Here is a 24,081-nt window from a genome sequence, read left to right on the forward strand (position 1 = left end):
ATTTTGCGATGAACGTTGCTGTGGCAAAGACCGGAAATGGCCGCGCGGTGAGCGATCTGTTCGCCAGCGCCGAGGGCCGCCTGCCGGGTTCGCCTTCCGTGATCGCGGCGCGCCGCGAGGCGTTCGAGAGCTATGAGCGTCTCGGCCTGCCGCACCGCCGGATCGAGGAATGGAAATACACCGACCTGCGCGCGCTGGTCGGCGAGGTGTTGCCGCTGGCAGCCGCGCCCGATGCGGCTGCCCTGAAGCGCGCCGCGGACGCCGTGAAGGCGCATGCGATCGCCGGCGCTCGTAAGCTGGTGCTGGTCGACGGCGTATTCGCGTCCGATCTCTCCGACGTCAAGGCGCTGGCCTCTGAAGTTGGCTTCAAGGCGTCGCGGGAGGCGCTGGAAAAGGATGCCGGTCTCCTGAAGACCGCAGCCACCGATGCCGTGATCGCACTCAATGCCGCGATGGCGACCGACGGTGTCGTGCTTGATATCGCCGATGGCGCGCAGCTGTCTGCGCCGATCCAGATCATCCATATCGCGACCGCTGCTTCCGCGTCGGCCTTCACCCGTTCGCAGGTCGCGATCGGGAAGGGTGCTCGCGCCACCATCGTCGAGAGCTTCGTTGCGGCCGGTGCCACGGCCTACCAGGTGAACGACGCCGTGCTCGTGACGGTCGGCGACGATGCCGACGTCGCGCATATCCGCCTGCTGGACGATGCGCCTGATGCGGTGAACGTGACCTCGCAGTTCGTCACCGTCGGCGCCAACGTGAAGCTCAATTTCTTCAACATGACCACGGGCGCGGCCGTGAGCCGTCTACAGGGCTTCATCACGCTGGCAGGCGAGGGCAGCGAGCTCTCCGCCAACGGCGTGAACCTGCTGCAGAAGACCGAGCATGGCGACACCACGCTGGTGGTCGATCATGCCGTGCCGAACTGCGTCAGCCGCGAGGTCTTCCGCGCGGTGATCGACGACCGCGCCCATTCGGTGTTCCAGGGCCGCATCATCGTCCGTCCCGACGCGCAGAAGACCGACGGAAAGATGATGACCCGTGCCTTGCTGCTCTCGGACGAAGCCGAGGCCGACAACAAGCCCGAGCTCGAGATCTTCGCCGACGACGTCTCCTGCGGCCACGGCGCCACCGCCGGTGCGCTCGACGACAGCCTCTTGTTCTACCTGAAGGCGCGCGGTCTGCCGGAGAAGCAGGCCCAGGCGCTGCTGATCCAGGCCTTTGTCGGCGAGGCGATCGAGCAGATCGCCGATGACGGCTTGCGCGAGCATGTGATCGGCATTGCCGAGCGCTGGCTGGAGCGTCGGTCATGAGCACGCATCCGGCGGTCAAGAACGGCGCCTATGACGTGGCCCGCGTGCGCCAGGACTTTCCGGCGCTCGCGATGCAGGTCTACGGCAAGCCGCTGGTGTATCTCGACAACGCCGCGTCCGCGCAGAAGCCGCAAGTCGTGCTCGACCGCATGACGCAGGCCTATACGAGCGAATACGCCAACGTGCATCGCGGTCTGCATTACCTCGCCAATGCCGCGACTGAAGCCTATGAGGGCGGTCGCACCAAGGTGGCGCAGTTCATCAACGCGCCCCGCACTGAGGAAGTGATATTCACCCGCAACGCGACGGAGGCGATCAATCTGGTCGCATCGTCCTGGGGCGAGCCGAACATCAAGGCGGGCGACGAGATCGTCATCTCGATCATGGAGCACCACTCCAACATCGTGCCCTGGCATTTCCTCAGGGAACGTCATGGCGCGGTGATCAAATGGGCGCCGGTCGACGACGAGGGCAACTTCCTCGTCGACGAATTCGAGAAGCTGCTGACGCCGAAGACCAAGCTGGTCGCGATCACGCAAATGTCGAACGCGCTCGGCACCATTGTCCCGATCAAGGACGTCGTGAAGATCGCGCATGCGCGCGGCATTCCCGTGCTGGTCGACGGCAGTCAGGGTGCGGTGCATCTGCCTGTCGACGTCCAGGATCTCGGCTGCGACTTCTACGTCTTCACCGGCCACAAGGTCTACGGGCCGACCGGCATCGGCATCCTCTGGGCCAAGTACGACCACCTCGTCGCGATGCGTCCCTATAACGGCGGCGGCGAGATGATCCGCGAGGTCTCGCGCGACGTGGTCACCTATGGCGATCCCCCGCACAAATTCGAGGCGGGCACGCCCGCGATCGTCGAGGCCGTGGGCCTGGGAGCTGCCATCGACTACGTCAATTCGATCGGCAAGGAGCGCATCGCAGCCCACGAGGCCGATCTCACGGCCTACGCCCAGGAGAAGCTGCGCGAGATCAACTCGCTGCGGCTGATCGGCACGGCCCGCGGCAAGGGCCCGGTGATCTCCTTTGAGCTCAAGGGCGCCCACGCCCATGACGTCGCCACCGTGATCGACCGCCAGGGCATCGCGGTGCGCGCCGGCACCCATTGCGTGATGCCGCTTTTAGAGCGGTTCAACGTGACGGCCACCTGCCGGGCCTCGTTCGGCATGTATAATACGCGGGAAGAAGTCGATCATCTGGCACAGGCGCTCTTGAAGGCGCGGGATTTGTTCGCATGAGTGACACGGCCGAAATCAAAGCCAATCCGATGGAGACCCAGTCGGCGTTGCCGCCTGAGGAGACCGAGCGTCTCACCACCGAGATCATTGCGGGCCTCAAGACCGTGTTCGATCCGGAAATCCCGGCCGACATCTACGAGCTCGGCCTGATCTACAAGGTCGAGATCAAGGACGACCGTTCGGTCGACGTCCAGATGACGCTGACGACGCCGAACTGCCCGGCCGCCGGCGAGCTGCCGACCATGGTCGAGAACGCGGTTGCCAGCGTTCCCGGCGTCGGCGTGGTCGACGTCAAGGTGGTCTGGGAGCCGCCGTGGTCGCCCGAGCGCATGAGCGACGAGGCCCGTCTCGTCCTCAACATGTGGTGACGGTCTCAGCTCGCATTGAATTCGCTCCGCAACGGACCACATAAATAACATGACCCAGGCGACACCAGCTTCGACACCAAAGCCCCGGCGCCCCCGCCCGCAGGTGATGCGGCTGACGGATGCCGCGGCGCAGCGCATCAGCGAGCTGACGCAGCGCGCGGACTCCGAGATCGTGGGCTTGCGCGTCGGCGTGAAAAACGGCGGCTGCGCCGGCCAGTCCTACACGGTCGAATACGCCCACGATGTCCGCCCGACCGACGAGGTCGTCGAGGACAAGGGCGTCAAGATCCTGGTCGATCCCAAGGCCGTGCTGTTCCTGCTCGGCACCGAGATGGACTACAAGGCCGACAAGATGCAGGCCCAGTTCGTCTTCAACAACCCCAACCAGGTCTCCGCCTGCGGCTGCGGCGAGTCGGTCGAGCTGCGCCCCGCCAAGATCGACGGGTAGGCTTGGCTCTTGCCACTCACACCGCTGTCGTCCCTGCCTAGTGCGCAATTGCGCACGGGGCGCAGGGACCCATACCGCGTGATCTCGCGATGATGGGCGGTGTTCGTACCGACGCTGGTACGACGAACAGTCTTCGCTAAACTTCTCCCTGTGGCTATGGGTCCCTGCTTTCGCAGGGACGACATCTGGGAGAGAGTTGGGCCATGGACCGCGAATTCCTGATCGACCTGTTTGCCGATTTCGGCCCCGTCACCATCCGCAAGATGTTCTCCGGCCACGGTATCTCCGTCGACGGCGTCAACTTCGCGCTGGCCCTGCGCGCCGGCCTGTTCTTCCGCGCCGATGAGGCGACCATCCCGGATTTTGAAGCCGAAGGCTCAAAGCCGTTCCAGTATTCGACCCGCGCCAAGACCGTGCTGGTGAACTCCTACTGGGAGCTGCCGGCGCGGCTGTTCGACGATTCCGAGGAGCTTGCGCAATGGGCGAGGGCGGCGCTCGCCGCAGCCCAGCGCGCCAAGGTGAAGAAGCGGCCCAAGGGGAAGAAAGCGGCGGCGAAGAAGGCAGAGCAGAAGAAGCCTGTCGCCAGGAAGCGGCCGGTCAAGAAAGCAGTCAAGAAGACGGTTCGCAGGGTGGGCAAAGCGAAGCGTGCCCACCGTTAAGGTCGTCGTGTGGAGAGATGTTGGGCACGGCGCTACGCGCCTTTGCCCGGCCTACGGCCCTTCAATCCACGGCCTTGGTCAGGCCAACTCTCATATCCTTGGCCACGAAGACGCACACATCATCGGCAAGCACGCGACCGTCGGCAATTCCGAGCACCAGCTTGCCGCGCCGGACCTGGCGCATGGCGACCTCGTAGCGTACGCGCCGCGTGTCCGGTGTGATGGATCCCGTGACCTCGACCTCGCCGACACCGATGGCGCGGCCCTTGCCCGGTGAGCCCGACCAGCCGAGCCAATAGCCGATCACCTGCCACATGGCGTCCAGCCCCAGAGACGCCGGCATCATCGGGTCGCCGCGATAAAGGCAATCGAAGAACCAGTGTCGGGGCGCGATGTCGAGCTCGCCGACGATATGGCCCTTGCCGAACTCGCCGCCGTCCAAGCTGATCTCAGTGATGCGGTCCATCATCAGCATCGGGGGCGCCGGCAATTGCGCGTTGCCCGGGCCGAAATAGCCGCCCTCGCTCGATCTCAGCAGTTCGTCCCTGGTGTAGGACGGTTGCGGTATGTGAAAGTCGTGGGGGTTGTTGGGCACGACAACGAAGTCCTTTGCAGGGTGCAGGCGGCCAATTGTCGTGTCAGATGTTGTCCGCCTCGGCAGAATGTCAAGCTGCGGTGCCGTAGGGTAGGCAAAGCGGAGCGTGGCCACCAACGAACTTTGACTCACCGGAATTATTCGTGGGCACGGCGCTATGCGCCTTTGCCCACCCTACGGCAGTCGGTGAAAAGCTACGCCACCCGGCTGTGCGACTCGATGGCGAATTCCGGATCGGCCTCGCAGATCACGCGGTTGCGGCCATTGCGCTTGGCGGCATAGAGGCAGGCATCCGCGCGTTCGATCAGCGCATCGGTGTCGTCGCCCGGCTTCAACATCGAAACGCCGACGGAGATGGTGACGCGGCCGAGGATCTCGCCAGTCGATTTCTTCTTCAATTCCTTCGCCATGACGGCGCGGCGGATGTGATCGGCCACGGTAAGCGCCTGGCGCAGCGCCGTGTTGGGCAGCAGGACCGCGAACTCCTCGCCGCCATAGCGCGCGGTGATGTCCTGTCCCTTGATGGTCTGCTTCATGGACAGGCCGACCAGGCGCAGGACCTGGTCGCCGGTGAGGTGGCCGTAGGAATCGTTGAACGACTTGAAATGATCGATGTCGAACAGCAGCAGGGACAGCGGCTCGCCCGAGGCGAGCGCGCTCTGCACGGCCATGCCGATCATGCGGTCGAAATATTTGCGATTGCCAAGCCCCGTAAGCGGATCGGTCAGGCTCTCGGCGCGGATCGCCTCCAGGCTCTGCTGGAGATTGCTGATCTCGTTCCTGGACAGCGTCAGCCGGTCTTCCAGCGCCTTGTTGGTCTCGCGCATCTCGCTGGTCGAACGCAGCAGCGTCTCGACGATCGACTTGATCTGGTCGCGGCTCTTGGCCGACGACAGTTTCTCGGTCGCGCCCGACAGGCTGGCATCGTAGGAGCCGGTCATCCCGAGCGCTTCGCTCAGCACCTTCATCACGTCGTCGATCTCGCCGATGACGCGTGCGCCGACCTTGTCGATGCGGTCGGTGGTCTTGATGTGGGAAAGATAGGTCTCGTAGATCTGCTCGAGATCGCCTTCGGTCAGCTTGCCGTGGCGCGCCAGAGTCTCGTTGATGATCTTGTTGAGCGGTGCGTTGTAGCCGGTGGCGTAGACGTACCAGATCTCGTAATTGCGGGGAATTGCAGTCTGTCGAAGCGAACGGATCTGACCGAGAGCCACTTCGGCGAACGCCATCGTGCGTTCGTGTTCGTCGAGCACCTTGACCACGGAACATACCCCACAGCGGTCGATGCGCCGTCGACCGCAGCAATGCTTAAATTATGTTCGTAGGCTAACGGACGATCGTGAACGCCGTGTAAACAGACGTTCGCGAATGCATCAGAAAAAGTGTGAAGCGGCTCTACTCAACCGGACCTGACGTGCGCCGGCGCGTCAGGCGCCGGCGGGAGAACGCACTGGCCGGAGCAGAAACGCCGGAAGGTGCGAATGATCGCCGGGCTCGGTATCGACCTCGCGCTGGCGACGCGGTTCGGGGCGGCCGATCGACGGGACATGCGATGCATTGGCCTGCTGGCGCGAGCCATGACGCGGCTCGGATGCTTGCCTGGCTTCACGCGGGGGCCTCGCCTCGCGTGCGGGCTTCGCCTCGGCTGCGGGGCGTGCTTCAGAAGCGTGTCTCGCCTCGCCACGGGCCTCGCGCGGCTCGTGGCTGCGCTCACGGTCGCGACTGCCGCGCTGCGGCTTGCCGCGTCCGCCGCGCGAACGCTCGCGGCCGCGCTGCTCGCGCGGGCGCTCGGTCGCATCGCCGGCCTCAGTGTGGATCTCGTAATCGCCCTCGGCGCGCGGAATGCTCTGGCCGATCAGCTTCTCGATCGCGACCATCGACTTCTGGTCGAGCGGCGTGACGATCGAGATCGCGGTACCGGTGCGGCCGGCACGACCGGTGCGGCCGACGCGATGGACGTAGTCGTCCGGATGATGGGGGACGTCGAAATTGAAGACGTGGCTGACTTCGGGAATGTCGAGGCCGCGGGCGGCGACGTCGGAGGCGACCAGCAGCGGCAGCTCACCCTTGCGGAATTGTTCGAGCGCCGCCATGCGGGCCGGCTGGTCCATGTCGCCGTGCAGCGCGCCGACGCTGAAGCCGTGCTTCTGGAGCGATTTGTGAACGATCGCGACCTCGCGCTTGCGATTGCAGAAGATGATCGCGTTCTTGAGATCCTTGGCCTCGCGCAGCAGGCGGCGAAGCAATTCGCGCTTCTCATGCGCCTCGCGCCCCGCGGGCACCTGTGACTGTGTGACGGTCACGGCGGTCGTGGCGGGCTTGGAGACCTCGACCTTCTGCGGATTATGCAGGAAGGTCTCGGTGATGCGCCGGATTTCCGGCGGCATGGTCGCGGTGAAGAACAGGGTCTGCCGGGTGAACGGGACGAGCTTGCAGACGCGCTCGATGTCGGGAATGAAGCCCATGTCCAGCATGCGGTCGGCTTCGTCGATGACCAGCAGCTCGACGCCGGTGAGCAGGAGGCCGCCGCGCTCGGTGTGGTCGAGCAGGCGGCCGGGGGTGGCGATCAGCACGTCGACGCCGCGCGTCAGCTTGGCATCCTGGTCGCCGAAGGAAACGCCGCCGATCAGCAGCGCGACGTTGAGCTTCTGGCCGGCGCCGTAGCGGTCGAAGTTTTCCTTCACCTGCGCCGCGAGCTCGCGGGTCGGCTCGAGGATCAGCGTGCGCGGCATGCGCGCCCGGGCTCTGCCCTTCTCGAGAATGGTGAGCATCGGCAGCACGAAGGCCGCGGTCTTGCCGGTGCCGGTCTGGGCGATGCCGAGCACGTCCTTGCGTGCGAGGACGTGGGGGATCGCCTGTTCCTGAATGGGGGTGGGGTTTGTGTAACCGGTGGCCGCCACTGCGGCGAGGACTTTTTCGGACAGTCCGAGATTTGAAAAGGACATTGAGCCTCTGGTCGAAACCGCCGTTCGGAATCGAGGGTAATTAAGGCTGTCGCGTTCCACCCCGAAACGGCGCGCTCTCAAAGAAGCTGGGGGTGCTGACTCACGCGAACAAAGCGCCAGGCTCAGGAATCGGTCTTCGATCTGAGCCGCGTCGACCCGGAACATAGGCAGGAATCGGCCAAAGTCAATGGAGCGGGCGCGGGAAGGCCCTAAAAAACCTGAGGTTTTTGCCCAAATAGCGGGTCCGGCTCGGCTTTTCCGCCTCGTCCGTTGGCCGGCGACATCCCGCCGGAGGGACGGCTAGCGCCGTTCTGGGCCCTGGGCCCGGAAGTCGCCGGGGGCCATCCCGTAGGCGGCGTTGAAGACCCGGTAATAGGTCGCCAGGCTCTCGAAGCCGCAGGAGGCTGCGATGTCGGCGATCAGCCGGTCCGGCGCCTCGCGCATCAGGCGGCGGCTCTGCTTCAGGCGTTCCTCCGTCACGGTCTGCGAAAAACTCTTCGCCGCGGTCTCGAACAGCATGTGCAGGTGACGCACGGACACGCCGAGCAGGTCGGCCACCATTGTCGGCGCCAGACCGGGGTCTTGGAGGTGGCGCGCGATCAGGCGCCGCGCCTGCGAGAGCCGGGCGGTCCGCAGCGCGGCCTGCCCGAGGCGGCTGCCGGGCCGCACGATGCCGCGCTCGATCAGGGCCAGATGGGCGAGGGCCTGGACCAGCGAAGTCGCATCAAGGGCGCCGTCATCGTCAGCGGCGGCCTCGCCGAGATCGGCGAAGCAGGCGCCGAGCAGGGGCGCCAGGCCAGGATCGTCGAACGTCCGGGGCGCAAGCTCGTGCAGGCGCTTGTCCTGCGTTGTCAGGCCGCTCACGGGGATCTTCAGGATGCGCAGGTGGAAGCCCCCTGCGCCGAGCGGGGCGGTGCGGTAGGGCTGGTCGGTGTGGCTGGTGGCAAAGCTGCCATTGGCGATCGCGAAGTCGCTTGCGCGCATGCCGCCGAACCAGCCGCCGCTGCCGAGTTGCTGGTAGACGCAGATGCTGTCACCTGGTGCGTAGGCGATGTCGGACGTGCTGCGCTCGACCGTGTAGTGCGAAGCCTTCAGTTCGACGAGGCCGGCGCCGCCGAGCTGGCGCAGCGAGAATTCGCCGTAGAAATCGCCGCGCCGCTCGCGCTCGAGTTCCGCTGTGACGCCGAACAGACCCTTGGCGCGGACCTCGCGCCAATAGTCGAAGCGGTCATGCGGCTCGACCTCGTCGGTACACCAGCGATACACGGCAGCCCCCGCTTGCGGCGCAATTGCCCAGGGTCCAAGAAAAAGCAGATTCCAGCGGAATCTGCCATAGTCCAGACGACGGAACCGGGACTGCAAGGCCGTTGAACCGTCGATATGGCTGGGCCGACTATCACATCAGCGCCAGGGGGGCCAATGAACGACTGTTCGAGGGAACCGGCGAATGGCCATTCTGCAACGGGAAACTTGCGATGACGCGTCGGCTTTTCAGAATTCTGGCGGCCCTTGGCCTTGCGGTGGGACTCAGCGGCTTCGCGCTTCCCGCGCAAGCCGAGAAGCGCGTTGCCCTCGTCGTCGGCAACAACGACTACAGGAACGTTCCTAAACTGCTCAAGGCGGTCAACGACGCCCGCACCATGGGCGATACGCTGAAGCAGCTCGGCTTCTCGGTGATGGTCGCCGAGAATCAGAGCCGGCAGCAATTCTCCGAGACGCTGCTCGCCTTCGACAGGGCGATCGAGCCCGGCGACACCGCATTCTTCTTCTACGCCGGCCACGGCTTCGAGATCGCGGGCCAGAACTACCTGCTGCCGACCGACGTCCCGGCGGCGACGGAAGGGCAGGAAGAGCTGGTGCGCGACGCGTCGATCCTGGCCGACCGCATCGTCGAGCGCCTTCAGAACAAGAAGGCGCGCACGTCGATCCTGGTGTTCGACGCCTGCCGCAACAATCCGTTCGAGCGCAAAGGCACCCGCGCGGTCGCCGGCGGCGGCGGGCTCGCGCCGATGATGCAGCTGCCCGAAGGCGTGTTCTCGGTGTTTTCCGCAGGTCCGCGTCAGACCGCGCTTGATCGCCTCTCCAACGACGACGCCAATCCCAATTCGGTGTTCACGCGCACCTTCGCCAAGGAGCTGCTCCAGCCCGGCGAGAACCTCGTGCAGGTGGCGCAGCGCACCCGCCGTCTCGTCAGCGAGATGGCCGACACCGTCAAGCACCGGCAGGTGCCGGTCTATTTCGACCAGATGGTCGACGACGTTTTCTTGAGCGGCATTGCCAAGGACACGGCTGCGCGCCCGGCCGAACCGGCGCCGCAGCAGCTCGCGGCGCTGCCGCCGGTGTCGGTGCCGCGTGTGCCCAAGGAAGAAACCACCAACGCGCCGATCGCGAGATTCTCGCGCCACAATGGCGGCTGGAGCGTGGTGTTCTCCTTCGCCGACCCGACGCTTGGTATCTCCTGGCGCATGGCCGGCAAGGGCGATTTCCGCGAGACTGGTTTCATCGACACGCTCGATCCTCGCACCCGCAAGCGGATGCCGAACCCGTCGATCGAGCTGCCGCCTGACGCGCAGGCCGGCACGATCGAGGTTCGTTATGTCGACCAGTCGGGTGACATGCAGGGGCCATTCCCGATCAAGTTCGATCCCGAGGCCGCGCTGATCCGCGACCAGCGCAAGATCCTCGACATGACGGCGACGAGCTGGCTGTCATTCCGCGAGTTCAACGGGCTGCTGGTCTACTACACGCACCTCGTCTCGTATCGCTGCGCGATCCGCGAGGTGCGCATCGGCATCGACTCCGCGGTGCCCAACCAGGTGCTGAAGATGCCGGGCTGCGATATGCGCGACCCCAGCGCGATCTCGGCCGGCATGCCGCTCTACATGAAGCTCGCCCCAGCCACGCAGTTCGTCTCGGTAGAACTGACTTATCGCGACGGCAGCGTGTCGGAGATCAAGAGTTTTCGGACGGTGAACCGCAGCAACAATTGAGCGGTCTGCGTTCCGTTGATGCATGGGGCGGCGAGTTCAGTTCCCGCGAGGAACTTCACTCGCCGCGACGCTTTCCGATGAAGCGCTTGATGGAGTCGATCGCCTCCATCAAGGGGGGCGCCAGCGAGAAGAACGTCCCCATGGCGATCGAGATGATGACGTGGCGAAGCAGGAATTTCTCCTGCTCCTCGAACGGATAGCCGTTCTGGTCGATCCGCACCGGCGCGAGTGTTCCGGAATCGTGCGGATCCGACTTCCGCGGCTTGCGCGGCGGCAGCATGATCACGACAAAAAGTACGTTGATCAGCAGCCAAATGCCAAGCAGGATCAGTATGGTGTGCAACACTAGTTCATCCTGAAATCAATCGAAATCATCAGCAACGCTACCGGCCATTCGGCAATGCGGCAAACCAAATCCGGCTTGTTGCACCGCACAAGGGACTAAAGTTGTAAGCGAGGAGCTGATGTCGGATTCAGATACGCCGCAACACGCCGTGCGTCACTCCGTGAGAGCCCGGTGTTGCATTGTCGGCGGCGGGCCGGCCGGCATGATGCTGGGTTATCTCCTCGGACGTGCCGGCATCGATGTCGTGGTGCTGGAGAAGCATGCGGACTTCTTCCGGGACTTCCGCGGCGACACGGTGCATCCCTCGACGCTCCAGGTGATGGACGAGCTCGGCCTGATCGACGCCTTCTTGAAGCTGCCGCATCAACGCTTGCAGACGATGGACGGCCTGTTTGGCGGCACCCATGTGCGCATCGCCGATCTCAGAAGGCTCCATACCAAGTACCCGTTCATCGCCTTCATGCCGCAATGGGACTTCCTGAATTTCCTGCGCGAGGCCGGCCGGCGTTTTCCCTCGCTCAAGGTGATGATGAACACGGAAGCCGTCGATCTGATCCGCCGCGGCGAGACCATCGCCGGCGTGCGTGCGATGACGCCGGACGGGCCGATCGACATCGAAGCCGATCTCACCGTTGCCTGCGACGGCCGGCATTCGACCGTGCGCGAGCGCGCCGGCCTCAAGGTCGAGGAGATCGGCGCGCCGATGGACGTGTTGTGGTTCCGTGTCGGCCGCAGGGCGGACGAGACCGAGAACCTGTTCGCGCGCGTCGAGCCCGGAAAGATGATGGTCACCTTCGACCGCGGCGATTACTGGCAATGCGCCTATGTCATCGCCAAGGGACAGTACGGGGCGGTGAAGGCGAGGGGATTGCCGGCGCTGCTCGACGACGTCGTACGCATGGCGCCAGTGCTCAAAAACGGCCTTGCGGACGTGAAGAGTCTTGACGATTTCAAGCTGCTGACCGTCGCGATCAACCGCCTGACGCGCTGGACGCGGCCGGGCCTGCTTTGCATCGGCGATGCCGCGCATGCGATGTCGCCGGTCGGCGGCGTCGGCGTCAATCTCGCCGTGCAGGATGCGGTCGCGACCGCCAATCTGCTGGCGGACAAGCTTCGGCACGGCTGCCCCTCCGACGACGAGCTCGATGCCGTGCGCCGCCGGCGCGAGTTTCCGGTGAGGATGACGCAGCGCATGCAGGTGATCGTGCAGAACAACATCATCAGCGGCGCCTTGCAGGCCGGCGAACGGCCGCTGAAGGTGCCGCTGATCGTGCGCCTGATCACCGCGCTGCCATGGCTCCAGGGCATTCCGGCGCGCCTGCTTGCAATCGGCGTGCGGCCCGAGCACGTGCAGTCCAAGGCAGCGCCCGGATCGTAACGGAGCAATTCAATAGGGATAATGCCGCGTTAAATCGCGCGTGGCGCGTTGCGCGCGTGCAACAGCGCAGACGGATTCACAGCGCACCGATTGCCAATCCGGCGTCTTAACTTTCTTGATTCAAATTTGAGTAAGACCTGCGTGTGAGCGTGCACCCATCAAAGGACACGGGGTGTACCATGCGTAACAAATTGATTGCTGCCTTCGCCTGCACGACCGCTCTGGTTTCGACCGGCGCTGCCTCCGCCGCCGATCTCGGTGCGCGCTACACGAAGGCGCCCGCTTATGTCGAGCCGCTGTTCAACTGGACCGGTTTCTATGTCGGCGGTCACATCGGTGGCGCATGGACCAATGAGCAGTTCATCAACAACGGGACCGGCGCCCTGTTCGGCGATCTCGTTCCGGGCCAGGGCTATCGCCAGCGTGGCGCCGGCATCATGGGCGGCGCCCAGATCGGCTACAATTGGCAGGCCAACAACTACGTGTTCGGCATGGAAGGCACGATCTCCGGCCTCGACAACAAGGGCACGGTCGTGAACACCGCCTTCGGCGCCGCTGACGATATCTTCACCTGGCGTGCCAACGTGCTCGCGACCGTCGTCGGTCGCGCCGGCTTCGCCGTGCAGAACAACCTGTTCTACATCAAGGGCGGCTATGCCGGCGTGAACAACCGTCTCAACGTCAGCGACACGGTCGCCCCGTCGACGGGCAGCGGCGGTCAGACCCACTGGGCCAACGGCTGGACCGTCGGCGCCGGCTGGGAATACGGCATCACCCGCAACTGGATCGTCGGTCTCGAATACAATTACGCGGCCTTCGGCAGCCAGACTTATCAGCTCGGCGGCACCTCGGGGAATTACACCTTCGATGCCAAGCCGCGTGACATCCAGTGGGCCGTCGTGCGCGCGAGCTACAAGTTCGACGCGCCGGTCATCGCCCGCTACTGAGACGCCAACGAACGACCAAGCAGCTGTAGAAGACGATCACTACCCAAATTTGAAAGCCCCGGCATCGCCGGGGCTTCTTTTTTGCGTGCAAGCTTTCTGCGTGCAGGACAGCCTTCAGGCCATCACCGAGAACCCGCCGTCGACGGGGATTGCAGTGCCCGTGACGAAGTTCGAGGCGGGCGAGGCGAGGAACACGGCGATGCCGGCGAAGTCGTCGATGTCGCCCCAGCGTCCCGCGGGCGTGCGCGCCAGCACGCGCTCGTGCAGGCCGGACACCTGCTGCCGCGCGCCGCGCGTGAGATCGGTATCGATCCAGCCCGGCAGGATGGCGTTGACCTGGATGTTGTCGGGTGCCCAGGCATTGGCGCAGGCGCGGGTGTACTGCACGATGCCGCCCTTGCTCGCCGCATAGGCCGTCGCGAAGCTCGCGCCGAAGATCGACATCATCGAGCCGATATTGATCACCTTGCCGTTGCCCGACGCTTTCAGCGCCGGATAGGCCAGCTTCGAGCACACGAAGGCGCTGGTGAGGTTGGTGTCGATCACCTTGTTCCATTCGTCGAGCTCGAGCTCGTGCGGCGGCTTGCGGATGCTCATGCCGGCATTATTGATGAGGATGTCGATACGGCCGAGCTCCTTCACCACGCGGTCGATCATGGCCGCGACTGCCGCCTTGTCGGTGACGTCGGTGGTGACGGCAATCGCCTTGACGCCGCGCGCCTTGAGGTCGGCGACGGCGGCGGCCGACTTGGCTTCGTTGCGTCCGACCACGGCGATATCGGCGCCGGCGTCGGCGAGCCCGTGGGCGAGGCCAAGCCCGATGCCGCCATTGCCCCCTGTGACGATCGCGACTTTGCCGCGGAGATCGAACCGGTTGGATGTCATATTCGTATTCCCTAGTTTCTTCTATTGGTTGCTCTGCCAGATCAGGACCAGCCCGAGGCCGGCCATGGCTGCGCCATAGCCGGCCCATTGCAACTGGTCGATCATGAAGCTCGACCGCGGCCAGGGGACGGTGCCCGTGCCCTGTCCGATCCAGAGCAGCCCGACGGCGAGCACAAACAGGCCTGCGATCAGCAGAAATCTGCGCATGCAATCCTCCCATCGGTCAGCTTCTGTCGCGGCCCACGGCATCAACGATCGCCACGGGTCGCGAAAACTTCCCGCCAGACTAGCCGTAGCTTCGGTTTGGATACAATGGCTGCGGATGCAGGACCGCTGGGAGGACCCATGTCCGTGCGCAAGATGTTCGCAGGTACCGCGGCTGCGATCGCACTGATCGCGGTCTATGCCGTCATTCCGCGTCATGCGGATCTGCGGGCGTTCGATCCCGCCGAGATGGCGCGGCTCGAGACCGCGATGTGGCGCGACTATTACGACAAACGCTACGCCGCGCTGTTCTTCCATCTTTACGATTCGACGCGGACGCAGTTCGGCTTTTCTCCGCTCAAGAGCCTGCAGATCGCGCTCAGCGCCGCCGGAGCCGCCAGGACGTTCCAGCCGACGCGGTCTCGCCGGGAGGCCGATACCGCCCTGCCGGCCCTCGTGGCGTACTACCGGGATTTCGCGCCGGCCGCGCCCATGGCATTCGACGCGGAGCAGGCCGCCCGTCTCGAGCTTGACTGGTGGCAGGCGCGACGCGAGGCGGTCAGCCCTCGCGAGTATGGGCTCACCATCGCGCGCGTGGCGGCGCTGACCTATGGCAAGAGCGCGGACGATTCAGCCATCAGGCAGTTCGGCATCGCGCGGGCAGAAGCCATGGCGTTCCGCGATGCTCGGGGCGGGGCCATCGCCGCTGCCGACTGGGCGAAGATCGAGAGCCAGCTTGGAGAGGCGTACCGGGCGCTGAAGGCCAGCGTTAGCCACTGACAGCCCCATAACGAAAAAGCCCCGGACAATGCCGGGGCTTTGACGTCTGAAGATCAGGTCAGATCAGTACTTCGCGACGACCGGACCGGTCCAGTTGAAGCGGTAGACCAGCGAGGTCGAGATCGTCTGGTTCCAGCTGTTGGCGCGGATGCTCTGGCCGACCGGCAGGTTGCCGGCGTCGGTCAGGATGTCCTGGGTCTTGGCGTTGTAGAAGGCCGAACGGTACTCGGTCTTCATGAACCAGCCGGGCGACTGGATGCCGAAGATGTTCAGGTTGTTCTCGACGCCGCCGCCGACGAACCAGCCGTTGCGGTTGTAGCCGTTGAGGTGGACACCGGCGGGAACGCCAGCGAGGGTCATGAAGTTCGTGCTGCCGAAGTGGGCGCCCGAGTAACCGCCGTTGACGTAGGAGAGAACGTTCGGGGCGACCAGCCAGCCGAGGCGAACACCAGCGGCCCAGGAGTCTTCGAGCTTCTGGTTGCCGGTGATGCCCAGCAGCGGATCCTGAACGGTGCCGCGGATGCTGCCGAACTGACCGTCAGCGAACACGCCGGCGACCCAGGTGCTGTTGAACTGCCAGTCGTAGCCGAGACCGACGGTGCCGAACCAGCCCGAGCCACCCTGGCGCTGGCCGATCGTCAGCGGAACCGCGCCGACCGTGCTCTGGACGGACTGGTCGGAGTTCGAGAGGCCACCGCCGCCACCGCCGAAGATGTAGAAGCCGGTCCAGCTGGCGACCGGCGCCGGCATCGGAGCCTTCACGTAGGGACGGGCGCCCAGGTCGGCCGCCGAGGCCGAACCAGTCATCGCGGCAACCGCGGTCAGTGCGAGCAAAATCTTCTTCATTTTAAAATCCCCAACCTTTGGTCTGTCTGGCAGGCGCGAGCGCACTGAAGTCCGTGTGATCTGATGCCCGGACTATAGACGTTTCCCGCCGAAATGCTGTTGCCGGACAGGCACAGTCGCCGGGAAACGCCGCTCGGTAAGGATTTTGGTCACAATCGCCGGAATCTCAAATAAGCGCATAGTTTCAATATGTTGCGTCATTTCACGAAGATTGGCTTCTGGTAACTTCTCGTTAGCAAATTCGGCTTTGTCCGAAATGGAAGCAATCCTGCCTCAGCCTTGGGGGCAGTGAGTCGCTGGCCGAGTCGCTGACCGGATACATCCTGCTGCAAACGAAAAAGCCCCGGAGCTGAGCCGGGGCTTTTGACGGTAGGGCGCCACCTCAGACGTCGAGCAGTTCCTCGCTGGCAAACTCGGCCTTGTCCGAGATGAACGCGAAGCGCGCCTCGGCCTTGGTGCCCATCAGCCGCTCCACCGAATCCGCGGTGGTGTCGCGATCGTCGGCGAGCAGCACCACCTTGAGCAGCGTCCGCTTGCTCGGATCCATGGTGGTTTCCTTGAGCTGCGCCGGCATCATCTCACCAAGGCCTTTGAAGCGGTTGACCTCGACCTTGGCGTTGGCGTTGAACGCGCTCTTGATCAGCTCTTCCTTGTGCTTGTCGTCGCGCGCGTAGACCGACTTCTGGCCGTGGGTCAGCTTGTACAGCGGCGGCACCGCGAGGAAGAGATGTCCTTCGTCGATCAGCCGCGGCATCTGCCGGTAGAAGAACGTGATCAGGAGCGATGCGATGTGCGCGCCGTCGACGTCGGCGTCGGTCATGATGATGATGCGCTGATAGCGCAGATCCTCTTCGCGATAGTGCAGGAGCTGGCCGCAGCCGATCGCCTGCACGAGGTCGGAGAGCTGCGCGTTCGCCGTCAGCTTGTCCTTGCCGGCGGAGGCGACGTTGAGGATCTTGCCGCGCAGCGGCAGCACGGCCTGGGTCTTGCGGTCGCGCGCCTGCTTGGCGCTGCCGCCTGCCGAGTCGCCCTCGACGATGAAGAGCTCGGAGCCTTCGGTGCCGGCATCGGTGCAGTCGGCGAGCTTGCCGGGCAGGCGCAGCTTTTTGCCCGCGGTTTTCCGCGCGGTCTCTTTCTCCTGTCGCCGCCGCAGCCGCTCCTCGGCGCGGTCGATCACGAAGTCGAGCAGCCGGTTGGCCATGTTCGGATTGCCCGACAGCCAGTGGTCGAACGGGTCCTTCATCGCCTGTTCGACGATGCGTTGCGCTTCGGCGGTGGCGAGACGATCCTTGGTCTGGCCCTGGAATTCAGGCTCGCGCACGAACACCGAGAGCATCACGGCCGCGCCCACCATCACGTCTTCCGAGGTGATGGACGAGGCGCGCTTGCCCTGGCCGACGCGCTCGGCGTGATCCTTCAGGCCGCGCAGCAGCGCGCTACGCAGGCCGGATTCGTGGGTGCCGCCATCGGGCGTCGGCACGGTGTTGGTGTAGGAGGACAGGAAGCCGTCGGCATCCGCGGTCCAGGCGACAGCCCATTCGCAGGCGCCATGCGCGCCGTTGCGGCCCGACTTGCCGGAGAAGATGTCCGGATGCACCAGCGTGTCGGCGTGGATCGCAGCCGCGAGGTAATCCTTGAGGCCGCCGGGGAAGTGGAACGTCGCCTCCGCCGGCACGTCCTCGACGCCCTTGAGCAGCTCGGGCGCGCAATTCCAGCGGATCTCGACGCCGCCGAACAGATAGGCCTTCGAGCGGGTCATCTTGAACAGGCGCTGCGGCTTGAACGCGGCCTTGGCGCCGAAGATGTCGGTGTCGGGCTTGAAGCGCACGCGGGTGCCGCGGCGGTTGTTGACCTTGCCGAGATCCTCGAGCTTGCCCTTCGGGTGGCCGCGCTCGAACGTCATGCGGTAGAGTTTCTGGCTGCGCGCGACCTCGACCTCGAGCAGCGAGGAGAGGGCGTTCACCACGGAGATGCCGACGCCGTGCAGACCACCGGAGGTCTCGTAGACCTTGGAGTCGAACTTGCCGCCCGAATGCAGCGTGCACATGATGACTTCGAGCGCGGACTTCTTCGGGAATTTCGGATGCGGATCGATCGGGATGCCGCGGCCGTTGTCGATCACGGTCAAAAAGCCGTCCGCACTCAAATCGACGCCGATGAAGGTCGCGTGCCCGGCCAGTGCCTCGTCCATCGAGTTGTCGATGACTTCGGCGAAGAGGTGATGCAGCGCCTTCTCGTCGGTGCCGCCGATATACATGCCCGGCCGGCGCCGGACCGGCTCCAGGCCCTCGAGGACCTCGATATCGGCCGCGGTGTAGTCGGCTTCGCCGCCGCTCCCGCGCGATGCCGTCTTGGCGGGCGCCTTGGTCTTCGGCTCATCGCTGCCGAAAAAATCGTCTTTTGCTTTGGGCTTCAACTGCTTGGACATATATCTTGATGTGCTTTGAGGGCCGCGCATGCGGCGAATCGGTTCGGGCGACTATGCCACGGCTGGCCTGCAAAGGTCACCGCAGGTCCGCCGGCCGGTGTGGGTGGGAGCCAATCCCGGCGATTTTACGCCGCAGGCCCACCAAATCCCGGCAATTTGACCCCTTGGCCCCGTTTGGGCCGGGCTTTGTGACTTGATGTCACACAAGCCCTTGGCTTACCAGTCTTTTTATCTGACAGGACCGTGACGGGGCGGGAAGGCTATCTGGAATGGAGCAGTTTGCGCACGCACTCGCCGACTTCGTGCGTGCTCACCAGGCTTGGGCGGCCCCCATCGTGTTCCTGCTGGCCTTCGGGGAGTCGCTCGCCTTCATCTCGCTGCTGGTCCCGGCCTGGGGCGCACTGGTGGCGATCGGCGCGCTGATCGGGGCGAGCGGGATCAGTTTTTACCCCGTATGGATTGCCGGCGGCATCGGCGCTGCGCTCGGCGACTGGGTCTCCTACTGGTTCGGCTACCGCTACAAGGAGCAAGTCGCGCAGATGTGGCCGCTCTCGCGCTATCCGGAACTCCTGCCCAGGGGCGAAGCCTTCGTGCGCAGCTGGGGCGTGCCCAGCATCTTCATCGGCCGCTTCTTCGGCCCCTTGCGCGCCTCGGTGCCGCTCGCCGCCGGCATCTTCGAGATGCCCTATTGGAGCTTTCAGGCCGCCAATTTCATCTCGGCGCTGGTCTGGTCCGCGGCGCTGCTTGTGTTCGGCGACGTGATCGCCAAGGTCATGGAATGGATCTGGAGCGTCATCTGACCGGGCAGCGGGCCGCCCAGCCAGCCTATCGGGCGAAGCCTAGAGCGAGGCGTTCCAGATCGACGGGATCCAGCGATAGCCCGAGCCGTCCTTTTCCTTCTCGACGCGGACGAGACCAGGGAAGGCGGCATGGAAGGCCTGGATCGGCATCTTCTCGGCAATCGCCATGTCGTACAGCTTGCGCCGCGTCTGCTGCGCCAGCGGCTTGTCGACGTCGGAGGCGATGTTCCACTCGGGATGCTTCACGAACAGGAACGCAGCACCCGCCGTGATGTCGACCTGCACCAGCACCTTGTCGGAGCCCGAGGCGACGATGAAGGAGTTGTGCCCCGGCGTGTGGCCCGGGCTCGCCACCGAGGTGATGCCGGGCGCGACCTCCTTGCCGGGCTCGTATTGCGTGACCTTGCGGCCGAGCGCGTCGAACACGCGGCGGATGTTCTTGAAGTTGCTCTCGAGGATCGGATTGCCGGTCCCCTTGCTCATCTCGCCGTCGTCCATCCAGAACTTCCATTCCGCCGCAGGCACCATGATTTCGGCGTTGGCGAAGGCCGGCTTGTTCTCGGCCGCGAGCAGGCCGTTGATGTGGTCGCCGTGGAAATGCGAGATGATCACGGTGTCGACCGCGGCACGGTCGATGCCGGCGGCGGCGAGATTGTTGTGGAACTGGCCGACCTTGCCCTTTGTCTGTGTGAACTGGTCGGGCCCGAGGCCGGTGTCGATGACGACGAGCTTCGGCCCGGTGTTGACGACCACGGGGTTGAAAGTGTGGGTGACCTTGTCGGTCGGCAGATGGTTTTCGGCGAAGATCTTGTTGATGTCGTCCTTGCTGGCGCCGGCGGCGTAATTGTCGGGCAGGTTGACGGTGGTGACACCATCGCAGACCACCGTGACCTGGTGGCTGCCGACATTGTAGCGGTAGAAGCTCGCGTTCTGGGCTGCGGCCGGGGGCGCGGCGGCGCTCGCGGGTGGCGTCTTCACGAAGGGCAGGAGCGCCGAGGCGGCGGCGCCGGCCAGCGTTGCGCGACGGGTGATCTCGGTCATGACGGTGTCCTGGGTTGTATTGCGAACGAACGGCACGGACCGGCGTAGTTGCAATGTGCCGGTCATTCTCGAGAACCCCCATTGCTACTGGAAATTCCGCGGCACGCAGATGACATCCGTGCGGCATCTCGCCGTCACCGGTGCGGCATCCAGCCCGCACGCGCTGCGGATTTGGACTTGACCCTGGAACCCGCCAGCTTTATAGCCGCGCGCCATGATCAACGCCGCGACCATCCTGTTCGCCCGTCGCCGCCGCCGCTCTTTAGCGGTTTGGGCGGTCGATCGCGTTTGAGATCATCGTCTTTGCCGCTGGATCCGATCCGCGGCATTCTTTCTCCTGTCAGCGCGATCTGATCCGGCGGCCCCCAAGGAGGCCCAGCAGGAGACCACGATGTACACGCCACCCTTTTTCAAGCAGGACCGCGCCGCGAGCCTGAAATTCGCAGAAGAGCGCGGCTTCGGTACGATGTGCGCCTTCGACGGCCACAAGCCGGTCGCCTCGCTGCTGCCGTTCTACCTGACCTACGCCGCTGACGGCACGCCGCAGGCGGCCTTTCATGTCGCCCGTCACAATCCGCTGCTAAAGCTGGCGGATGGCTCGGCGTCCTGGCTGCTCGCGGTCAACGGCCCCGATGCCTATGTATCGCCGGACTGGTACGTCTCGCCGGATCAGGTGCCGACCTGGCTCTACCAGTCGGTGCATCTGAGCGGGCCGGTGCGGTTTCTGTCGGACCACGAGCTGGCGGTGCAGATCGACACGCTCAGCGACAAGTTCGAGAACTGGTTGCTGCCGAAGAAGCCGTGGACGTCCGCGAAGATGACGGCCGGACGGCTCGAGACCATGAAGAAGGCGATCGTGGGTCTGGTCATGACGGTTGAGGAGGTCGAAGGCAGCTTCAAGCTCAACCAGCACAAGTCCGACGCCGATTTTGCCGCGATCGCGAGTGCGCTGGGCTCGCAGGCGGATGCGGACTCGCGCACGATCGCAGGCCTGATGCGCGAAGCGAGACCGTTGGCCTTCGCAACAGACACGGTACAAGCACAGCAAGCGATTACGCCTGAAGGGGGCGTGTGATGAGCATGAAGAAGAAGATCGGCATTCTTGGCGCGTCCGGCTACACCGGAGCCGACGCGGTGCGCCTGCTGGCGCGGCATCCGAATGCCGAGATCACGGCGCTCACCGCCAACACCCATGCGGGCAAGGCCATGAGCGAGGTATTTCCGCACTTCTTCATGCTCGACCTGCCAAAACTCGTGGAGTGGGAAAAGGTCGACTGGACCAAGCTCGACGCGGTGCTCTGCGGGCTGCCGCACGGCACCACGCAGGAGATCATCGCGGCCGTGCTCAAGGCCAATCCGAAGATCAAGATCCTCGACATGTCCGCGGATTTCCGGCTGCGCAACAAGGACACCTATGCGCAGTGGTACGGCCATGAGCATCGCGCGCTCGAACTGCAAGGCGAGGCTGTCTATGGGTTGACCGAATTCTACCGGGAGAAGATCACGTCCGCCCGGCTGGTCGCCTGTCCCGGCTGTTATCCGACCGCGGCGTTGCTGGCGCTGGTTCCGCTGGCGAAGGCCAAGCTGATCGACGTGGATGACATCATCATTGATGCGAAATCGGGCCTGACCGGCGCCGGCCGCGGGCTGAAGCAGAACACGCTGTTTAGCGAAGCGGGCGAGGGGCTGTCGCCCTATTCGGTCGGCACTCACCGGCACGCGCCTGAAATCGAGCAGGAAATCAGCCTCGCTGCGGGCTCGGCGGTGACGGTGAATTTCACGCCGCATTTGATTCCGATGGCGCGGGGCGAGTTCTGCACCTCCTACGTCAAGCTCAACGGTGCAACGCCCGACGATCTGCGGGCGGCGCTGCAGAATGCATACGCCAGCGAGCCGTTCGTGCATGTCGCAAAAAAGGGCGTGCTGCCGCAGACGCAGAACGTGCGCGGCTCCAACTATGTTCAGATCGGCGTCGTCGCCGACCGCATCAAGGATCGGGCGATCGTGCTTTCGACGCTCGACAATCTGGTGAAGGGCTCGGCCGGTCAGGCGATCCAGAACATGAACCTGATGTTCGGATTTCCTGAAACCGCGGGGCTGGAGCAGATCGCGCTGTTTCCATAAGCGAGGCGCCGACACGAACAAGCTCGAAAGGAGCGTGCGATGAGTCTTTCTGAAACCAGTATCGTCAACACCAAACAGGCCCCGACCACCGGCGCGGCCAAGAAGCCCGCCACTGTCTTCGTTGACGGTGGCTCCGGCACCACCGGGCTCGGCATCAACGAGCGGCTGAAGCTGCAGAACGACGTCGTCGTGAAGACGATTGCCGACGACAAGCGCAAGGATCCCGCGGCCAAGAAGGCGCTGATGGAGGAGGTGGACCTCGTCATCCTCTGCCTGCCCGACGATGCCGCCAAGGAAACGGTGGCGCTGATCGACAGCATGGGCCCATCGGGTCCGAAGGTGCTGGACGCCTCGACCGCCTACCGGGTTGCGCCTGATTGGACCTATGGTTTTGCGGAGCTGGCACCGGACCAGGCCGGCAAGATCAAGGCCGCAAAGAAGGTCTCCAATCCCGGCTGCTATCCGACCGGCGGCATCGCGCTGCTGCGGCCGATCGTCGATGCCGGCCTGTTGCCGCCTGATTATCCCATCAGCGTCAACGCGGTCAGCGGCTATTCCGGCGGCGGCAAGTCGATGATCGCAAGCTTCGAAGACGGCAGCGCGCCGTCCTTCGAGCTCTATGGCCTTGGCTTCGAGCACAAACATCTGCCGGAGATGCAGCTCTATTCGAACCTGACGCGGCGGCCGATCTTCATCCCGTCGGTCGGCAATTACCGGCAGGGCATGCTGGTCTCGGTGCCGCTCCAGCTCGACACGCTGCCGGGCAAGCCGAGTGGGGCGGATTTGCAAGCCGCGTTGGCCAAGCGCTACGTGGGCTCGAAATATGTTTCGGTGATGCCACTTCAGAACGAAGCGTCAAAGGGCGGCCGGATCGAACCGGAAGCGCTCAACGAGACCAACATGCTCGAGCTCTACGTCTTCGCCAACGACAAATATCACCAGGCGGTGCTGGTCGCGCGGCTCGACAATCTCGGTAAGGGCGCATCCGGCGCGGCCGTGCAGAACATGCGGCTGATGCTGGGTTTGCCGGAGGAGTAGGGAACGTCAATGCCCCGGACGCAGCGCAGCGCTTCATGGCGGTGCGCTGCGAAGCCGGGACACGGCAGAAGAGTGCCGACGCGAGTCCGCCATGGATGAGACCACGCTGAAATTCTACCGGCAGAACGCCGAAGCCTATGCCGGCTGGGCCAAGGCGCCCTCGACGCGGCTGCGCGGCTTCCTCGCCCTGCTGCCATCGGGCGGCGCGATCCTCGAGCTCGGCTGTGGTGCGGGCAATCATTCGGCGGTGATGCTGGCCGAAGGGTTTTCGGTGCATGCGACCGACGGCTCGCCTGAAATGGCCGAGATCGCGTCGCGACGGCTCGGCCATCCCGTCGAGGCGATGCGGTTCGATGAGCTTGATGCGCACGAGGCCTATGACGGCGTCTGGGCAAGCGCCTGCCTGCTGCACTTGCCGCGCGACGAGCTCGCCGGCATCCTCGCGCGGATTCATCGCGCGCTCAGGCCGTCAGGCGTGTTCTACGCCAGTTACAAGATGGGCGAGGACGACGGCCGGGACAGTCTCGGCCGTTATTACAATTATGCCTCGCCCGAGTGGCTCGAAACGACCTACGCCAGTGCGGGTCCCTGGATCACGCTGACGTCGGATACCAACGTGATCCAGAGCTTTGACGCGACCCCGGCGAACATGCTGCATCTCACCGTGCGCAAGGCCTGATCTCCGGCCACCTTGACCACGAC

General features: G+C 64.5%; 24 protein-coding genes. 14 read left to right on the forward strand and 10 right to left on the reverse strand.

The window, feature by feature from the left end; genetic code table 11:
- Positions 1-8 precede the first annotated feature (8 nt).
- The 5 genes from sufD (at position 9) to NLM15_RS21160 (ending at position 4,032) form a co-directional block, all read left to right on the forward strand.
- On the forward strand, positions 9-1,313 hold the full coding sequence (sufD, locus tag NLM15_RS21140) for a Fe-S cluster assembly protein SufD (RefSeq protein ID WP_254119059.1): 1,305 nt from the start codon (positions 9-11) through the stop codon (positions 1,311-1,313).
- The gene (locus NLM15_RS21145; protein ID WP_254119060.1) at positions 1,310-2,557 is read left to right on the forward strand and encodes a cysteine desulfurase; all 1,248 of its coding nucleotides are present in this window, start codon (positions 1,310-1,312) and stop codon (positions 2,555-2,557) included. The genes sufD and NLM15_RS21145 overlap by 4 nt, the downstream gene beginning before the upstream one ends.
- A complete protein-coding gene (locus NLM15_RS21150) occupies positions 2,554-2,925 on the forward strand; it encodes an SUF system Fe-S cluster assembly protein (protein WP_008558582.1) in 372 nt (123 codons plus the stop codon). The genes NLM15_RS21145 and NLM15_RS21150 overlap by 4 nt, the downstream gene beginning before the upstream one ends.
- Positions 2,926-2,974: 49 nt before the next feature.
- On the forward strand, positions 2,975-3,373 hold the full coding sequence (locus tag NLM15_RS21155; RefSeq protein WP_254119062.1) for an iron-sulfur cluster assembly accessory protein: 399 nt from the start codon (positions 2,975-2,977) through the stop codon (positions 3,371-3,373).
- Positions 3,374-3,576: 203 nt separating this feature from the next.
- Complete coding sequence (locus tag NLM15_RS21160) at positions 3,577-4,032, forward strand: TfoX/Sxy family protein (RefSeq protein WP_254119064.1); 456 nt, start codon at positions 3,577-3,579, stop codon at positions 4,030-4,032.
- Positions 4,033-4,093: 61 nt separating this feature from the next.
- Here the strand turns inward: NLM15_RS21160 and fabA are convergent, their stop codons facing one another.
- The 4 genes from fabA to NLM15_RS21180 form a co-directional block, all read right to left on the reverse strand.
- Complete coding sequence (fabA, locus tag NLM15_RS21165) at positions 4,094-4,627, reverse strand: bifunctional 3-hydroxydecanoyl-ACP dehydratase/trans-2-decenoyl-ACP isomerase (RefSeq protein WP_254119066.1); 534 nt, start codon at positions 4,625-4,627, stop codon at positions 4,094-4,096.
- Between the two features lie 194 nt (positions 4,628-4,821).
- The gene (locus NLM15_RS21170; RefSeq protein WP_254119068.1) at positions 4,822-5,889 is read right to left on the reverse strand and encodes a GGDEF domain-containing protein; all 1,068 of its coding nucleotides are present in this window, start codon (positions 5,887-5,889) and stop codon (positions 4,822-4,824) included.
- Between the two features lie 165 nt (positions 5,890-6,054).
- On the reverse strand, positions 6,055-7,572 hold the full coding sequence (locus NLM15_RS21175) for a DEAD/DEAH box helicase (protein ID WP_254119070.1): 1,518 nt from the start codon (positions 7,570-7,572) through the stop codon (positions 6,055-6,057).
- Positions 7,573-7,872: 300 nt separating this feature from the next.
- Positions 7,873-8,838: a helix-turn-helix transcriptional regulator gene (locus tag NLM15_RS21180; RefSeq protein ID WP_254119072.1), complete on the reverse strand. Its 966-nt coding sequence runs from the start codon at positions 8,836-8,838 to the stop codon at positions 7,873-7,875.
- A gap of 209 nt (positions 8,839-9,047) precedes the next feature.
- On the opposite strand from NLM15_RS21180, the gene NLM15_RS21185 reads away from it, so the two are divergent.
- A complete protein-coding gene (locus tag NLM15_RS21185) occupies positions 9,048-10,562 on the forward strand; it encodes a caspase family protein (RefSeq protein WP_254119074.1) in 1,515 nt (504 codons plus the stop codon).
- A gap of 55 nt (positions 10,563-10,617) precedes the next feature.
- On the opposite strand, the gene NLM15_RS21190 is transcribed toward NLM15_RS21185, so the two are convergent.
- On the reverse strand, positions 10,618-10,905 hold the full coding sequence (locus NLM15_RS21190) for a hypothetical protein (RefSeq protein ID WP_254124310.1): 288 nt from the start codon (positions 10,903-10,905) through the stop codon (positions 10,618-10,620).
- 121 nt (positions 10,906-11,026) lie between these two features.
- Between NLM15_RS21190 and NLM15_RS21195 the strand changes: the two genes are divergently transcribed.
- Both NLM15_RS21195 and NLM15_RS21200 read left to right on the forward strand, forming a co-directional pair.
- A complete protein-coding gene (locus tag NLM15_RS21195) occupies positions 11,027-12,286 on the forward strand; it encodes an FAD-dependent oxidoreductase (protein ID WP_254119076.1) in 1,260 nt (419 codons plus the stop codon).
- 179 nt (positions 12,287-12,465) lie between these two features.
- The gene (locus NLM15_RS21200) at positions 12,466-13,233 is read left to right on the forward strand and encodes an outer membrane protein (RefSeq protein ID WP_254119077.1); all 768 of its coding nucleotides are present in this window, start codon (positions 12,466-12,468) and stop codon (positions 13,231-13,233) included.
- 114 nt (positions 13,234-13,347) lie between these two features.
- On the opposite strand, the gene NLM15_RS21205 is transcribed toward NLM15_RS21200, so the two are convergent.
- Both NLM15_RS21205 and NLM15_RS21210 read right to left on the reverse strand, forming a co-directional pair.
- A complete protein-coding gene (locus NLM15_RS21205; protein ID WP_254119079.1) occupies positions 13,348-14,118 on the reverse strand; it encodes an SDR family NAD(P)-dependent oxidoreductase in 771 nt (256 codons plus the stop codon).
- Positions 14,119-14,139: 21 nt separating this feature from the next.
- Complete coding sequence (locus tag NLM15_RS21210; protein ID WP_254119080.1) at positions 14,140-14,325, reverse strand: hypothetical protein; 186 nt, start codon at positions 14,323-14,325, stop codon at positions 14,140-14,142.
- 138 nt (positions 14,326-14,463) lie between these two features.
- Here NLM15_RS21210 and NLM15_RS21215 point away from each other — a divergent pair, with 138 nt between their 5' ends.
- A complete protein-coding gene (locus NLM15_RS21215) occupies positions 14,464-15,102 on the forward strand; it encodes a hypothetical protein (protein WP_254119082.1) in 639 nt (212 codons plus the stop codon).
- 63 nt (positions 15,103-15,165) lie between these two features.
- Here the strand turns inward: NLM15_RS21215 and NLM15_RS21220 are convergent, their stop codons facing one another.
- The gene (locus tag NLM15_RS21220; RefSeq protein ID WP_254119084.1) at positions 15,166-15,948 is read right to left on the reverse strand and encodes an outer membrane protein; all 783 of its coding nucleotides are present in this window, start codon (positions 15,946-15,948) and stop codon (positions 15,166-15,168) included.
- Between the two features lie 382 nt (positions 15,949-16,330).
- Complete coding sequence (gene parE, locus NLM15_RS21225) at positions 16,331-18,376, reverse strand: DNA topoisomerase IV subunit B (protein WP_254119086.1); 2,046 nt, start codon at positions 18,374-18,376, stop codon at positions 16,331-16,333.
- Positions 18,377-18,645: 269 nt separating this feature from the next.
- Between parE and NLM15_RS21230 the strand changes: the two genes are divergently transcribed.
- Positions 18,646-19,176: a DedA family protein gene (locus NLM15_RS21230; RefSeq protein ID WP_254119088.1), complete on the forward strand. Its 531-nt coding sequence runs from the start codon at positions 18,646-18,648 to the stop codon at positions 19,174-19,176.
- A 39-nt stretch (positions 19,177-19,215) separates the two neighbouring features.
- On the opposite strand, the gene NLM15_RS21235 is transcribed toward NLM15_RS21230, so the two are convergent.
- Positions 19,216-20,217 carry an MBL fold metallo-hydrolase gene (locus NLM15_RS21235; protein WP_254119089.1) on the reverse strand — a complete coding sequence of 334 codons (1,002 nt, stop codon included), beginning with the start codon at positions 20,215-20,217 and terminating at the stop codon, positions 19,216-19,218.
- Positions 20,218-20,608: 391 nt separating this feature from the next.
- Between NLM15_RS21235 and NLM15_RS21240 the strand changes: the two genes are divergently transcribed.
- The 4 genes from NLM15_RS21240 (at position 20,609) to NLM15_RS21255 (ending at position 24,058) form a co-directional block, all read left to right on the forward strand.
- Positions 20,609-21,292 carry an FMN-binding negative transcriptional regulator gene (locus NLM15_RS21240; RefSeq protein WP_254119091.1) on the forward strand — a complete coding sequence of 228 codons (684 nt, stop codon included), beginning with the start codon at positions 20,609-20,611 and terminating at the stop codon, positions 21,290-21,292.
- Positions 21,292-22,341, forward strand: a complete 1,050-nt coding sequence (gene argC / locus NLM15_RS21245) for an N-acetyl-gamma-glutamyl-phosphate reductase (protein WP_254119093.1) — start codon at positions 21,292-21,294, stop codon at positions 22,339-22,341. Before NLM15_RS21240 ends, argC (NLM15_RS21245) begins: the two co-directional genes overlap by 1 nt.
- 39 nt (positions 22,342-22,380) lie before the next feature.
- Positions 22,381-23,379 (forward strand): N-acetyl-gamma-glutamyl-phosphate reductase, encoded by a 999-nt coding sequence (argC, locus tag NLM15_RS21250; RefSeq protein WP_254119095.1) that lies wholly within the window; start codon positions 22,381-22,383, stop codon positions 23,377-23,379.
- Between the two features lie 91 nt (positions 23,380-23,470).
- Positions 23,471-24,058 carry a bifunctional 2-polyprenyl-6-hydroxyphenol methylase/3-demethylubiquinol 3-O-methyltransferase UbiG gene (locus NLM15_RS21255; RefSeq protein WP_254119097.1) on the forward strand — a complete coding sequence of 196 codons (588 nt, stop codon included), beginning with the start codon at positions 23,471-23,473 and terminating at the stop codon, positions 24,056-24,058.
- The last annotated feature ends 23 nt before the right edge of the window (positions 24,059-24,081 follow it).

The organism is Bradyrhizobium sp. CCGB20 (assembly GCF_024199855.1).
GTDB lineage: Bacteria > Pseudomonadota > Alphaproteobacteria > Rhizobiales > Xanthobacteraceae > Bradyrhizobium.